The 12,987-nt window shown below is 59.6% G+C and carries 22 protein-coding genes; 21 read left to right on the top strand and 1 reads right to left on the bottom strand.

Features of this window, described 5'->3' with window-relative positions:
* Nucleotides 1–399 precede the first annotated feature (399 nt).
* From AC56QP_RS02125 to AC56QP_RS02075, 11 genes are all read left to right on the top strand, one after another.
* On the top strand, nt 400–1,605 hold the full coding sequence (locus AC56QP_RS02125; protein WP_497101066.1) for a tyrosine-type recombinase/integrase: 1,206 nt from the start codon (nt 400–402) through the stop codon (nt 1,603–1,605).
* An 8-nt stretch (nt 1,606–1,613) separates the two neighbouring features.
* Nucleotides 1,614–2,615, top strand: coding sequence for a hypothetical protein (locus AC56QP_RS02120; protein ID WP_497100788.1), 1,002 nt, complete (start codon nt 1,614–1,616; stop codon nt 2,613–2,615).
* A 109-nt stretch (nt 2,616–2,724) separates the two neighbouring features.
* Entirely contained in the window at nt 2,725–2,916 is a 192-nt protein-coding gene (locus tag AC56QP_RS02115; protein WP_497100789.1) for a helix-turn-helix transcriptional regulator, read from the top strand.
* Complete coding sequence (locus tag AC56QP_RS02110) at nt 2,909–3,139, top strand: hypothetical protein (RefSeq protein ID WP_497100790.1); 231 nt, start codon at nt 2,909–2,911, stop codon at nt 3,137–3,139. The genes AC56QP_RS02115 and AC56QP_RS02110 overlap by 8 nt, the downstream gene beginning before the upstream one ends.
* Nucleotides 3,136–4,005, top strand: a complete 870-nt coding sequence (locus tag AC56QP_RS02105) for a hypothetical protein (protein WP_497100791.1) — start codon at nt 3,136–3,138, stop codon at nt 4,003–4,005. The genes AC56QP_RS02110 and AC56QP_RS02105 overlap by 4 nt, the downstream gene beginning before the upstream one ends.
* Complete coding sequence (locus AC56QP_RS02100; RefSeq protein WP_497100792.1) at nt 3,998–4,351, top strand: hypothetical protein; 354 nt, start codon at nt 3,998–4,000, stop codon at nt 4,349–4,351. Before AC56QP_RS02105 ends, AC56QP_RS02100 begins: the two co-directional genes overlap by 8 nt.
* Complete coding sequence (locus AC56QP_RS02095; RefSeq protein WP_497100793.1) at nt 4,348–5,934, top strand: DEAD/DEAH box helicase; 1,587 nt, start codon at nt 4,348–4,350, stop codon at nt 5,932–5,934. The genes AC56QP_RS02100 and AC56QP_RS02095 overlap by 4 nt, the downstream gene beginning before the upstream one ends.
* Nucleotides 5,931–6,860 (top strand): primase/helicase family protein, encoded by a 930-nt coding sequence (locus tag AC56QP_RS02090; RefSeq protein ID WP_497100794.1) that lies wholly within the window; start codon nt 5,931–5,933, stop codon nt 6,858–6,860. The genes AC56QP_RS02095 and AC56QP_RS02090 overlap by 4 nt, the downstream gene beginning before the upstream one ends.
* A complete protein-coding gene (locus tag AC56QP_RS02085) occupies nt 6,857–7,462 on the top strand; it encodes a hypothetical protein (RefSeq protein ID WP_497100795.1) in 606 nt (201 codons plus the stop codon). Before AC56QP_RS02090 ends, AC56QP_RS02085 begins: the two co-directional genes overlap by 4 nt.
* The gene (locus AC56QP_RS02080) at nt 7,459–7,746 is read left to right on the top strand and encodes a hypothetical protein (RefSeq protein ID WP_497100796.1); all 288 of its coding nucleotides are present in this window, start codon (nt 7,459–7,461) and stop codon (nt 7,744–7,746) included. Before AC56QP_RS02085 ends, AC56QP_RS02080 begins: the two co-directional genes overlap by 4 nt.
* Nucleotides 7,743–8,381: a DUF6456 domain-containing protein gene (locus AC56QP_RS02075; RefSeq protein ID WP_497100797.1), complete on the top strand. Its 639-nt coding sequence runs from the start codon at nt 7,743–7,745 to the stop codon at nt 8,379–8,381. The genes AC56QP_RS02080 and AC56QP_RS02075 overlap by 4 nt, the downstream gene beginning before the upstream one ends.
* Nucleotides 8,382–8,552: 171 nt before the next feature.
* On the opposite strand, the gene AC56QP_RS02070 is transcribed toward AC56QP_RS02075, so the two are convergent.
* Nucleotides 8,553–8,771, bottom strand: a complete 219-nt coding sequence (locus tag AC56QP_RS02070; RefSeq protein ID WP_497100798.1) for a hypothetical protein — start codon at nt 8,769–8,771, stop codon at nt 8,553–8,555.
* Nucleotides 8,772–8,845: 74 nt separating this feature from the next.
* Between AC56QP_RS02070 and AC56QP_RS02065 the strand changes: the two genes are divergently transcribed.
* The 10 genes from AC56QP_RS02065 to AC56QP_RS02020 all read left to right on the top strand — a co-directional run bounded on the left by AC56QP_RS02065 (nt 8,846) and on the right by AC56QP_RS02020 (nt 12,985).
* Entirely contained in the window at nt 8,846–9,205 is a 360-nt protein-coding gene (locus AC56QP_RS02065; protein WP_497100799.1) for a hypothetical protein, read from the top strand.
* 37 nt (nt 9,206–9,242) lie between these two features.
* Complete coding sequence (locus AC56QP_RS02060) at nt 9,243–9,716, top strand: terminase small subunit-like protein (RefSeq protein WP_497100800.1); 474 nt, start codon at nt 9,243–9,245, stop codon at nt 9,714–9,716.
* Complete coding sequence (locus tag AC56QP_RS02055; RefSeq protein WP_497100801.1) at nt 9,637–10,359, top strand: terminase large subunit domain-containing protein; 723 nt, start codon at nt 9,637–9,639, stop codon at nt 10,357–10,359. The genes AC56QP_RS02060 and AC56QP_RS02055 overlap by 80 nt, the downstream gene beginning before the upstream one ends.
* Before the next feature lie 112 nt (nt 10,360–10,471).
* Entirely contained in the window at nt 10,472–11,206 is a 735-nt protein-coding gene (locus AC56QP_RS02050; protein WP_497100802.1) for a phage terminase large subunit family protein, read from the top strand.
* Nucleotides 11,203–11,391 (top strand): hypothetical protein, encoded by a 189-nt coding sequence (locus AC56QP_RS02045; RefSeq protein WP_497100803.1) that lies wholly within the window; start codon nt 11,203–11,205, stop codon nt 11,389–11,391. Before AC56QP_RS02050 ends, AC56QP_RS02045 begins: the two co-directional genes overlap by 4 nt.
* Nucleotides 11,391–11,609 carry a hypothetical protein gene (locus tag AC56QP_RS02040; protein WP_497100804.1) on the top strand — a complete coding sequence of 73 codons (219 nt, stop codon included), beginning with the start codon at nt 11,391–11,393 and terminating at the stop codon, nt 11,607–11,609. Before AC56QP_RS02045 ends, AC56QP_RS02040 begins: the two co-directional genes overlap by 1 nt.
* Nucleotides 11,609–12,052, top strand: a complete 444-nt coding sequence (locus tag AC56QP_RS02035) for a hypothetical protein (protein WP_497100805.1) — start codon at nt 11,609–11,611, stop codon at nt 12,050–12,052. Before AC56QP_RS02040 ends, AC56QP_RS02035 begins: the two co-directional genes overlap by 1 nt.
* Nucleotides 12,053–12,055: 3 nt before the next feature.
* A complete protein-coding gene (locus AC56QP_RS02030; protein WP_497100806.1) occupies nt 12,056–12,532 on the top strand; it encodes a hypothetical protein in 477 nt (158 codons plus the stop codon).
* Nucleotides 12,525–12,776, top strand: a complete 252-nt coding sequence (locus AC56QP_RS02025) for a hypothetical protein (RefSeq protein WP_497100807.1) — start codon at nt 12,525–12,527, stop codon at nt 12,774–12,776. Before AC56QP_RS02030 ends, AC56QP_RS02025 begins: the two co-directional genes overlap by 8 nt.
* Nucleotides 12,777–12,790: 14 nt before the next feature.
* Nucleotides 12,791–12,985, top strand: coding sequence for a hypothetical protein (locus tag AC56QP_RS02020; RefSeq protein WP_497100808.1), 195 nt, complete (start codon nt 12,791–12,793; stop codon nt 12,983–12,985).
* The last annotated feature ends 2 nt before the right edge of the window (nt 12,986–12,987 follow it).

Genomic DNA, 12,987 nt, shown 5'->3' with positions numbered 1-12,987 from the left:
CGCGAAATTTACTATAGGCTTGTCCCTCAAAAAGCGTAAGGCGCGAACGCGCTGTCAGCATTCACCGAGGAGGGTAGGTGCCATATTGGCGTCGCGCTATCCGCGCGCGCGTGAATTTCTTACGCGTCATGGCCGCAGCCTCGTGTTCATCGACATGCTGCTCACTACGATTTCGCAGATGTTCCTTTGGCTCGCTGTTGCAAGCTACATATGACGCTTTAGCTGCGAACTGGTGCCCCCGGACGGCATTGAAACCCCAAATCTCTGAGTGTCAGGCTCTATCAGCACCGATCAAAGCTGTTGAAAAACAAGAGAGTTCTTGTTTCGTTCGACCTCACGCTGTATCATCGAGAATCACGCCATATGCTTCGCGAAGGTGGATTAAACGGTGGACAGAGAATGAGCCGGTCGCTGAACAAGCTTACAGCTGTGTTCGTCAAGAATGCGAGCCCTGGCAAATATTCCGACGGCGGCGGCCTTTGGCTGCACAAACGCCCGGATGGGGGAGGGCAGTGGTTTTTCCGATATACCGTCCACGGCCGGCGGCGCGAGATGGGCTTAGGCTCAAGCGCTGAGGTGCCCCTAAAGGAGGCGAGGGAAGGCGCTGAGCGTTCCCGCGCAATCGTGCGAGCAAATCTAGATCCCATTAAAGAACGGGACCGCCTGAAGCGTGAGGCTGCGAGCAAATTGCATTTGCTGGCTGAAGTTGCACTTGATGCTTTCGAGAGCCGCAAGGCTGAGTTGAAGGGCGACGGTGTAGCCGGCCGGTGGTTCAGCCCGCTGGAAATTCACATCTTGCCGAAGCTTGGGAAGATGCCGGTAACGGACATCGACCAGAAAGACATCCGCGACACGCTGGCGCCGATCTGGCACGACAAGGCTGACACCGCTCGCAAGGCGATGAATCGGCTGGGCATCTGTTTGAAACATGCTGCCGCCCTTGGTCTGGAAGTTGATCTTCAGGCTACCGACAAGGCCCGGGCTTTGCTGGGCAAGCAGCGGCACAAGGCAACAAACATCCCGGCGGTGCCGTGGCAGGAAGTTCCAACCTTCTATCTCTCCCTGGTCGACGGTACGGTTACGCACCTAGCTCTTCGCCTGCTGATCCTGACCGGCGTTCGTTCTGGTCCGCTTCGTTTCCTCCGCGAAGAACAGATCGAGGACGACATTTGGACCATTCCAGGCGCGGCCATGAAGGGCCGCAAGGATGCGACCGCAGATTTCCGAGTGCCGCTGTCGAAGGAAGCTCTCGCGGTGATCAAGGAAGCCCGCCGGCATGCCCGAGGCGGGTTTCTGTTCCCGAGCGCAAAGAAGGGCGTCATCTCCGACGCCACGATGGCGCGTTTGATGGAACGTGCAAAAATGGCCGCTCGTCCACACGGGTTCCGATCTAGCTTGCGAGACTGGATTGCAGAGACAACCAATACCCCGCACGACGTCGCAGAGACGGTGTTGGGACATGCCGCCGGTGGGTCGGTAGAGCGTGCCTACAGGCGCACAGACTTTCTTGAGCAACGTCGAAAGCTGATGACGCGGTGGGCGCATCATGCCACCGGCAAAATGGGGCAATTAATTAAGATGGCTGGAGTGGGGGGCGCCGGCTGATGCCCAGAATGTTCAAGGAAATTGAGCTACCAGAGACGTGTTACATCCAGGAAGTGGTCTACTGGTTCGCACTCGGCCGGGCTCCCGATTTTTATTTTGATGGGTATGGCGACGCAAGGAGAGGCGAAACCAGTTTCGAAACCGGCGAGATGGTCGACTACGACCCCGGCTTCAGCGAGCTAGAATTCCGCAGCATCGGAATTTCGATCGACTACAGCCGATACTCTGAGGCACGGACGTTCATACAAGATGGCGATGTGGACGAATATGTAGCCCAATGGGATGAAAGGTTTGCCAGATATCAGCCGACCGACGGCGAGGATAGTCAAGCTCTTGAGCTCTGGAAACGGGAGCAGCTAAACCGCATCATTCACGATGCAGAAGAGGGTAGGTGGGCACAAAAGATGGAAGAAGCCTTCGAGCAGACAATAGACCTGGCCCGGATGCGAGTTTTTCAGGCATTGGCAGGCGGGGACTTGAAAGCGGTCGGGTGGGTGGCTGATCTCACCGCTGACGACGAAGCGCCAAAGGGCCATTTCGAGGAAATTCCCACGACATACTGGACGCTGGTTCGCTTCAATTGGGCTGAAAACCGCCTCAGGCATGACAACAAGACATTCGAAGCCGTGCAGGTACATTCCGAACAAATGTTACAGGTGTTCCCGAAGCCAAATTGCGAGGCCGTCAATGTGTCTATGCGCGCTTACCCTGGCGTCGCGATAGTGCAAGACGTTGTTTCTGAAAAATCTGTTGCGAAGTCAAAGCCCGCAAGGGGAAGGCCTCCAAAGGCGGTCCATTCGCTCGGCGATGCCGTTCGGAACTGGCACCAGGCCAAGTACGGGAACAAGATGCCGCCGAAGGCCGAAGCTGTCATCGAAGAGGCTCGTGCGTTTGTTCGCGACATATTCAAGCAGGATGCCTCACGGTCTACCATCCAGTACTGGCTTACGGGCCTGTCTGCGCTGCCAGAAAATCATGCCAGTAATTCGACCAACAGCAATGCGGCGTAGCGGCCGATTTATTGGCCTTAATGTGCGCCTTTCTGGCCGGCTTTTGATGGCTTAGGGTTAAGCACAATAATACTTCTCACCTCGTATCAATCGAATACGAGGTCGACCAATGGAACTCTCCGACCCGCTCCTGACCGCCCGTGAAGGCGCGAAGGTACTTCAGGTCAGCATCCCGACTTTCTGGCGACGTGTCGCTGATGGCACGGTGCCGCCGCCCGTCAAGATCGGCGCGCTCTCCCGCTGGCCCCATTCTGAAATCGTTGCGGTAATCGAGAACGCAAAGGCGCTCCGCTATGCGTGAGGCCGCTCAGGATGAGAAGCTTACCGCCGAACAGGATCGCGCCTTTTGCGAATGGCGCGACCTCGCCCAGGTAGCGGCTGAAACCAAGACGGTCGCCGACGCCATCGCCTCCGGTAAGGCCTTTGCCAGATTCCACTACTTGTTCGTCGAAGCCGGCTTTCGACCGCCGTCGGACAAAATTGTCCGCTTCCCGCGCCATGCCGACTTCGGGGGTGCAGCTTGATCAGGAAGACCGCTGCCGCCTTGGCAACTCGTGACCTCACGGCGAACGAAGCCTTTGCTATCACGAAACGCATCCGCGCCGCAGTGGACAGGGTGTGGTCTCTCCTGCTCGAAGCACATGACCGCAAGGCCTGGAAGGCGCTCAAGTACCCGACATGGGAAGCGTACATCAAGGCAGAATTCCAGATAGGACGCGCCCATGCTTACAGGCTTTTGGACCAAGGCCGCGTCATCAGCGCAATCGAGGAAGCCACCGGCAATTTGTCTCCCACGGGAGACATTTCAGAACGCGACGCCCGCGACATAAAGGGCGATCTCCCGGCTGTAGTGCAAGAGATCAAGGCCCGCGTCGAGTTAGGCGAAAAGCCGCAAAAAGCCGCCACCGATGTCATCGCTGAGAAGCGCGCCGCCAAGGACAAAACGAAAGCCGAACACGACCGCCAGCGCGATACATCCCGCGCCGCGCTCCCCGACGCCGTCAAGCAGCATGTCACCGCTCGGGATGAAGCAGTCGCCAAGGCCAAAGCCGCCGGCGCGAATGTCGAGACCGTAGACCGCGTGTCTGAGCTGGAAGAACAGGTGCGCGGGCTGGAAGCCGACAACGTGGCACTCAAAGCCGAAAACGCAAAGTTCGCCGACATGTGGGTCCAATATCAGCAAGGCGGCTTCGAAGCTGTGATCGCTGGCAAGGACGAAGAAATTCGCACCCTCAATGCCCGGCTGATCCAGGAAAGCGAAGACAAGGCCGGATGGATGAAGCGGGCGAAGGGGTGGCAGAAGCGCGCCACTGATCTCGGCTGGTCCAGCGATGTGGTCATTCCCGTTGATCCCCAATCATCGAATGATGAGGTCATTTCCCTTGGCTGACGTGGCCGATCTCTTCAACAGAGTGCGGTCGTTTGGCGCGAACATCGTGCTGGACGGCAACTCCTTGCGGATCGTTAACCCGCAGAAGCTGCCGGCATCTGCGCGGACGTACATCGCCAAGAACGGGCAGGCCGTCGCCGAATATCTGCGCTCCGACGAAAACATTGAGTTCGAAGAGCGCGCCGCGATTGTTGAATTCGACGGGGGCGCGCCTCGCGAATGGGCTGAACAGTTCGCTCGCTACCTGTCCCTGACCAAGCCGGCCGGGGTCAGCGAAATGGACTGGTCATGGTTCCTGACGACATGCGGCCGGATGATTGACGAAGCGCCGGGAGCATCGGCATGAACGCTCTTCCGCCAACCCATCAACAGATATCGCTTCGCCCTCACCAAATCAGGACAGAAGAGCTTTTGCGTCAACGCATCCGCGAAGGCGCTCGCCGGATCATCCTGGTGGCGCCGACGGCGTTCGGGAAGACAGAGACGGCAATCGATCTCGTCACCAAAAACCAAGCCAAAAATTCTCGAGCCTGGTTCATCGTGGATCGCGTCACGCTGATCGACCAGACCAGCGAGCGCTTCGCAAAATACGGCATCGATCACGGCATCATTCAGGCCGACCACTGGCTGACCGATCCGACGAAGCCCGTGCAGGTGGCGTCGGCGCAAACGGTAGGGCGGCGTAAATATCTGGACAGCGAGCTGCCGAAGCTCATCATCGTTGATGAGGCTCATTGCGAATACCAATCCAACCTTGAACTAGTCGAGCGAGCGAAAGACGCCATCGTCGTCGGTTTGACCGCGACGCCGTTCACCGACGGTATGGCCGATCACTGGGACGCTCTAGTCAACGGTGCGACAACAAACCAGCTTCTCGCCGAAGGCTGGCTGACGCCGCTCAAGATAAAGGCCTGCGTCACCCCAGACATGAAGGGCGCGAAGAAGGCGTTCACCGGGGAGTACGACGAAACCGACGCCGGCCAGCGCGGGATAACAATCATTGGCGACGTAATCCATACATGGGTCCAGCAGACGCAAAAGCATTTCGGCGGTCCGGTGAAGACCCTCGTCTTCTCACCGTCCGTTGCCCACGGGGAAGAGCTATGCCGCCAGTTCGCCGCTGCTGGCTTCAACTTTCAACAGATCAGCTACCTGGACGTGTCGGACAAAGAGCGGCGCGACAAAATCGAAGAGTTCCGCAAGCCAGACAGCGCGATCGACGGACTTGTTTCCTGCGCGGTGCTGACCAAGGGTTTCGACGTGCCTGACGTGATGTGCGGGATCTCCTGCCGGCCGTACAGAAAATCCTTCTCGTCCCATATCCAAGAGCTTGGGCGCGTGATGCGCATTTCTGAAGGCAAAGATTTCGGGCTGTGGCTGGATCACTCTGGCAACTGCGTCACGTTCGCTGAAGACACTGCATGGCTTTTCGAACATGGCGTCGACAGCCTGTCGAGCGCTCAAAAGAAAGATGGCGAGGATCGGGAGCCTAACGAGAAGGTCAAACAGAAATACTTCTGTGGTGAGTGCGGGCTTCAAATGGAGCCCCATCACGACGCTTGCGTTTCCTGCGGTTGGCAGCGACCGAAGTATGGTGAAATCCAAGTCGTTGAAGGCGAGCTGATCGATTTCGATTTCAGCATTAAGAACGCCTTCGCGCCGCGCAAAGGTCTACGCGCGAAGTGCCTGGAAGATCCGAAGGCGATCTGGAATACCGCGCTGGCCTATTGCCTATCCAATGGCCGCAAGGGGGAGGAATCGTCTCGCAAGTGGGCCTATGGCGTCTGGCGCGGCATCTATCCCGGCAGCAAGCTGCCCTATGGGCTGTTCGATGGGGCCTGCGAACATAGCCTGGTGAAGGTCGACGAGTGGCAGCTTGTCGAGCGTGAAATCAAACGGTTCCGCAATAAGCCGAGGCGCGCGGCATGAGCATCGAAGACGCGATCGACAACGCCTGCTCTTCGGTCGGCATCATCCCGCCAAAGGAACGTAGCTTCGGCAAGTGGCTGCACACCGACACGCTATCCGGCAAGAACGGTAAGGGCGACGGGCGGGTCATCATCAACGAAACACACGTCACGGCCTTCAACTGGCAAACCGGCGAGACTGTTACAGTCGGGATGGGTGGCGAGGTCGAGAAACGCGACCGCCAGAAGATCGCAAAGCAAATCGAGTTTTCGAAGCGGAAGAAGCAGGCCGACGCGGAGCGCGCGGCCCGGTTGGCGTCGGCCATGATCGCCACAGCCAAGATCGGGCCGCATCCCTACCTGGCCGCGAAGGGGTTCCGCGACGAAAAGGCGATGGTGATCCGGGTGGAAGATGTGCGTCGGATCGGCGGCGATTACCTCGTACCCGATGCCGGCTGTTCTTCCGCGATGGTCATACCGGCCCGCATCGGCGGCCAAGTGGCGTCGGCACAATTGATCTGGGAAGACGGCACGAAAAAGTTTCTTTTCGGCGGGGCCACATGGGGCGCTGCCCACCGGATCAGCACCGGTGTCGATACCTGGCTCTGCGAAGGCTATGCAACGGGCCTCTCCGTCCGCGCTGCTCTGCAGGGGATGAAGATCAAGCCGACCATACTCTGCTGCTTTTCGGCCGCGAATATCGTGACGGTCGCGGGCCACGTTGGCGGGCGGGTGTTCATCGCCGCTGAGAATGACAAACCGCTTAAGCAGTTCGACGGCCTCGGCGCCAGCGAATACTACGCCCGCAAAACGTCGCTGCCCTTTGGCATGCCGCCCGACATCGGGACGGACTTCAACGACCTCCACCAACGATCAAGCATCTTTGCCGTGCAGCGAGCCCTGACAGCCGTCATGGCGGGCGCTGTGCGCAAGAAAGGCACTTCATGAAAAAGGAACTCGATAGTTCGAAAGCCGCTTTCAAACTCGATCTGATCGAGACAGCCAACGCCGATCCTACGGTTAGACCGGCGGACTTGAAGGTGCTCGCGGCATACATCGCAGTAATGGACTGGCCTGGTCACAAGGCCTGGCTGGCGTCGAGCCGAGGTATGGCAATGACGGGGCTGAGCCATGGCCAGTTCTGGACTAGCCGATCCCGCCTGCTCGGCAACAACGACGAAAAGCGGGCGTACTTGGTCGCTGTACGGCAAGGGGGCAAGGTTGCAACCTACAAGCTGATAAATCCTTGGCGCGACGAAGCCCTGGATATGATCGCTGCAAGACTCGCTCATAACCGCGAGGTGCAACGGCAGAAGAAAGTAGCACGTCGGGCGAAAACGTCCGTCCATACAATGGAGGGACCGGAAGCGGATTTGTCCCTCCAGAAACTGGACGGACAAACAGGGGTCGGTCCCTCCAGAATTTGTAGTTCGGTCCCTCCAGATTCTAGACCCTATTCCCCCTTAGTGAATCCCCCAAGAGAAGAGGACGCCGTTGAAAAGATCGACGGCTCGAATGTCCTGCCCTTCGGTAAGCGGAAGGCGTCGTGATGCAATCGCTCTCCCAGGCTGAGCTTGATGACGCGTACCATCGCGGAATCTTCGACTGTGACCAGGCGCTGGCTGATTACATCCGGCGCGCCTTCAAGCTGCGGCAAGAGCAGATGGCATGGAAGGGTGTCAGCCCGATCCTCTGGAACACGATCCGCGACGATCTGCACGAGATGCTGGCCCAGGCTTTTCACGAGTGTGAATTCAAGCACCTCGGGCCGGAGCGATACGACGAATTGATGGACAGACTTTGGCAGCGAAATCCGGAGCAACTGCAAGCATGAGCGCGAAAACGAAATCGAAGCCAGCAAAGCCGGCTGGGCCGAAAATGCCCAAGATCAAGCGGGCGGAAAAAGAACAAGTTCACGCGCGCCGCGAACTGGGTCACGGCTTCGGCCTGCGGATCGACGAATTCGGGCGCGAACGATTGGTGGATGGCACGATGGAAGCGACAAGGATCTATGAAATCAGCAACGGCGGCTATGTCGCGCTCGGTGGCGTCGCCCGAATTCGCAACGTCGATCCGCTCAAGGGCATTTCCTCCCTGAACGATGATCAGCGCAACGCGGCGCGGCAATATCGGGACGTGTTCGAATATGCCTCGCGCGAAGGCATGAAGACCGGGTCCATGCAGGAACGGGTAGACGGCGGCCGGATCAACGTCGACACGCCGCAGCGCCTGGCTGTCGCGCACGCCAGTCTGTCATCGGCGCGGGAAAAGATCGGCCATTGGGAAATCGTTCTCGTGATCGACAAGGTGGTCTGCGAAGGCATGTCACTGCGGGAACTGGCCGAAACAACCGGTGATCCACGTGAAGCACTGGTCAAGCTGCTGAAGATCGGGCTCGATAACCTGGCCGTGTTCTTCAGGATCACCCGTCCACCGGACGCAAAAAAAGGTGCAAAAACAGGAAGGTGAGAAGCCTCCGCGCCTTGACCGTGGCATGCCACTATGTCACACAAGCGTATCGAATGGGTGATTTGGCCCATGAGCCCGGCCTTCGCGCCGGGTTTTTTGTCGGATTCGATACCTCCAAGCCAGCATGAAGAGCTTTCGCCGCGCCATTTCCTCGCGGACGGCAAGCTGTACCTAGACCGGCAGCTTTCCGAAGAGCCCGTAGTATAGGTTCCACGTCCACGATGTGCGCGTCTCGACGGTCTTCAAGCATTCGATGTCGTGCAACACCACCAAGTCCTGCCGCTGGCATAGACCGACAAGCATGGCGTATCGCTGGTTCTCAACCAGGATGAGCCGGTAGCACGTGAACACCAGCGCGGCGCATAGCGCGACAATCATCAAATTTCGCATCGTCATCATCCCCCACCAGACGCAAGCATCGAAGCATTTTTGCCGCGATGCCAGCAACCAAAAGGAATCGACCAATGTCCACACGCTTTGCAACTATCATCACCGACGAAGCCGGCGTCGAAATCGTCTCCACCATCGGCCAATTCGAAGGCGGACCGCCTGATGTCCGCTTCGGCCATGTCGAGCAAGTCGGCCCGGCTGTCATGATCGGCATGGTTCGCGGCGGCACAAAGGATTCGGTCGGCGAATGGGGCTTCCCTGAAGGCTCGATCGGTGCTGAAGGCCGTGCCGACGATATCGCCAAGAACGACGCCAAGTCCGTTCGCACCGCGAAGGCGGCAAAGGGCGGTCGGTTCGCCAAGGGCAACAAGGCTGCTGCCGAACCCAAAGAGCCGGCGCCTCCTGCTGAACCGAACCCGGCAGACGCCGAGTAATCCAATGGCAGGGCGACCGACAGACTATTCGCAGGAGATGGCAGACAAGATTTGCGAACGGCTCACCAATCGGGAAAGCCTCCGCAAAATCTGCCTCTCCGACGACATGCCCGCAAAGGCAACGGTCTGTCGGTGGCTCGCCATCCACGCCGCATTTCGTGACCAGTACGCCTGCGCGCGCACGATACAGGCGGATGAGTACTTCGACGAAACGATCGACATCGCCGACGACGGCACGAACGATTACCGCAAGCGGACCAAAACCGACGGGTCGACCGAAGACGTGTTCGATACCGATCATGTCCAGCGCTCGAAGCTGCGCGTCGACACTCGGAAGTGGGCGGTGGCCAAGCTCGATCCGAAGAAATACGGCGAAAAGCTGGATCTCAATGTCGCCGGCACGCTGAACACGATGTCGGAAGAGGCGCTTAATGCTCGCATCGCTGACTTACTCGCAAAAGCTGGAGCTGGCGCAACTTCTGGAGGAACAGGCGAGGAGGAAGGGCCGTAACCAACTGGCCGACTATCGGCCGTATGAGAAGCAGGCAATCTTCCACGCGGCCGGCGCGACCAATCGCGAACGCCTGTTCATGGCGGGAAATCAGCTCGGCAAGACCAAAGCCGGCGGCGCCGAATGGGCAATGCATCTAACCGGGCGATATCCCGACTGGTGGGCTGGCAAGGTTTTCGACACTCCTGTCCGGATGTGGGCGGCCGGTGTGACTGGCGAAAGCACGCGCGACAATCCGCAGCGTGTCCTGGTCGGTCCGCCTCAACAGCCTGCAGCCTGGGGAACCGGCCTCATTCCGGGCGACGCCATCATCGCCACGGCTCTGGCACGCGGCATTCCGGGGCAACTCGACAACATCGTGGTTCGCCATGGCGGCGGCGGTGATCTGCAAGCCGGCGAATCGGTCCTGGCCTTCAAGTCCTACGAAAAGGGGCGGGAGAAGTGGCAAGGCGAAACGCTTCATGGCGTCTGGTTCGACGAAGAGCCGACGCTTGACATCTACTCGGAAGGGCTGACGCGGACGAACACCACGGGCGGGATCACGATCGTTACCTTCACGCCGCTGCTCGGCATGTCCGAAGTTGTCTTGCAATTCCTGACCTCCGAAGAGGTTGAAATGATGATGAATGCGAAAGCGGCATGAAGTGGTTCGTCCTGGCTGTCCTGCTGCTCACCGGCTGCGCATCGCCGCAACCGTGCCTGTTCGATAGGTTCCTGGTTGATCCGGCCTGCCGATGAGTAAGCACGTCACATTTATGACCATCGACGACGCGGAGCACTATTCCGCGAAGGAACGGGCCGACATCATCGCAGCCTATCCCGCCCATGAACGGGAAGCTCGGGCGCGTGGTGTGCCTGTCCTGGGCTCTGGGCGCATCTTTCCCGTAGCCGAAGAGCTGATCGCCTGTGAACCGTTCCGACTGCCACGCTACTGGCCGCGCCTCGGCGCTCTCGACTTTGGTTGGGACCATCCATCTGCGGCGGTCGAACTGGCATGGGATACCGAAGCCGACATCGTCTACATTTCGAAGGCGACGCGGGGATCGCAACAAACGCCAGCGATGCAGAGTGTCACGCTGAAGCCGTGGGGCTCATGGTTGCCGTGGGCCTGGCCTCGGGATGGTCGACGCGAAACGCTCGAAGGCGCCGGCATCGCGCTGGCAAACCAGTATCGGGAGCACGGGCTAAACATGCTCGGCTCTCATGCGCAGTTTCCGGACGGCTCTGTCTCGGTCGAAGCTGGCCTGATGGACATGCTCGATCGCATGCAGTCCGGCCGCTTCAAGGTCTTCAACACGCTCGGCCCGTGGTTCGAAGAGTTCCGGCTGTACCATCGGAAGGACGGCCAAGTCGTCAAGCTGCGAGACGATCTGATATCGGCGTCGCGGTATGGCGTCATGATGCTGCGTGAAGCTCTGGTCGATCCTGCCGAGTTCCGGGCGGCAAAGCGGCCAAGGGGACAAACTGATCCGCTGGCGGGGTTCCGATGAGCAACAGTCACTTTGTGCAGCGCCTGGACAAGACAACCGGCGAATATATCAAGATCGAAGTCCGGTCCGGCCTGGTGATCGGTGATCCGCAGAAGCGCAAGTTCGACGGTGTCGACGAAATCGAGCCGATCGAACCTCACACTCGCCGGGCTCCCTATTCCGATCCGCTCGGGGATTTCCGCTGATGGGCAACGCGGCTGCAAAGGTGGTCGAGCTGGGGCCGCATACGAAGATGACGCCAGAACAGGCGTTGGCCTTTAGCGCCCGCGAAGACTGGGAAAGCGTCGTCATCGTCGGTTTTCACACAGGCAGCGGGCAACTGGTGGTGCGGTCGTCGGTCTTGTCGCGCGAGGCGTGTCTGTGGATCGCTGAACACCTCAAGATGCACGTGCTCGATCTCTAATGAGCGAAGGCAAGCTGACTGCCTCGGGCTGGCCTCGTCCTGTCGTCGGCGGTCTGCCGATTCCGTGGGTGTCGCCGGCTGACGATCTGTCGACCATGAACGCGGCAAGGGCTGCGGCCTGTGCTTCCGGCGCCGTCTGTGCGGTCTGCGGCGTGGGGTATGACGAAGGGCAAGAGGCGTTCGCCTTCGTGCGTGGTGAAGCCCTGCCGGCCGACATGAGCACAGGCACGGTGCGGGCTATGGACAACGCAATCATGCATGGGCGCTGCGCTCGGCTGGCTCTGGCCGTCTGTCCGAAGCTGAAGAGCCTGGTTGCCGGTGGCCTGCTGCAGATTGTTCGAACTGTCGGCAACGTCGCCACGGCAACCGTCGTGAAGGATGGCGAACTGGCGGCAATGCTGGATGGTGGCGACTGCTCGCCGGTCGACCGGATCGGCCGCTGATCGATGTCGGCCCGGATCATCGGCGGCAATCTCCGCGACCTGTCGTTCATTGCTGCGAACCTGCGGCCTGAAGACAAGGCGGAAATCGATTGCCAGTTTGACGAATGGTCGCCGGCAATGCTGGCGCTGACAGCCATGCAGGGGCCTGCCTACGTGGTCGAGCTCGATGGCAACCCGGAAGCTGCCTTCGGTGCTGCACCGCTTCGCAAGGGCCTGTGGCTGGCGTGGTCGTGGGGCGGCAAGCGCATGAAGCGCTGCGTTCCTCGGATCACGAAGTTCTTTTACTCGACGCTCGGGCCTCATGTGGCCGCTGAAGGCGCTTGGCGGGTGGAAGCGCGGGCGCTGGCCTCGAATGAACTGGCACTGCGCTGGCTGCATCGCCTCGGTGCAACGGAACGCTGCCGCCTGCCGGGCTTCGGCAACAACGGCGAAGATTTCATCCTGTTCGATTGGACAAGGGAGACATGGTTTCATGACTGAACTCGGCGTCTACATCCTCGGCGCTGTCGCCCTGGTACTGCTCGGCGCTGCCGGGATCGCAACAGGCGACCGTGTCGTGATCATCTGCGCGGTTGGTGCCAGCGGCGCGGCCTATCTCGGGCAACTCGCTGCGCTGTCCGCCTCGGTCAATGCCACGTCTGCACGCTGGTCGATCATCCTCAATGCCGGTTTCCTGCTCGTCGCTCTGGCTGCGTGGGCATTCGGCGCCTTCAACCTTCTCTGACGGAGACACGTCCAATGTGCCTATTCCAGAAACCGCCTGAGCTGAAGCCGCTGCCGGTCACGCCGACAGTGCGCGACAAAGACGTGCAGGCTCGGGCCGATGCGCTGCAGAAGTCGCTCGCCGCCGATAATGGCACCGCCAACACGGTGAAAACCGATCTCGCACCTAGCGCGCTGGTTGGTCAGCGCCGCGTTCTTCTGGGGGTATGACC

This window comes from Mesorhizobium sp. RCAM 05104, from assembly GCF_059683645.1.
Note: the sequence above shows the minus strand (reverse complement) of the source record. Positions and strands in the feature narration are given on the sequence as shown.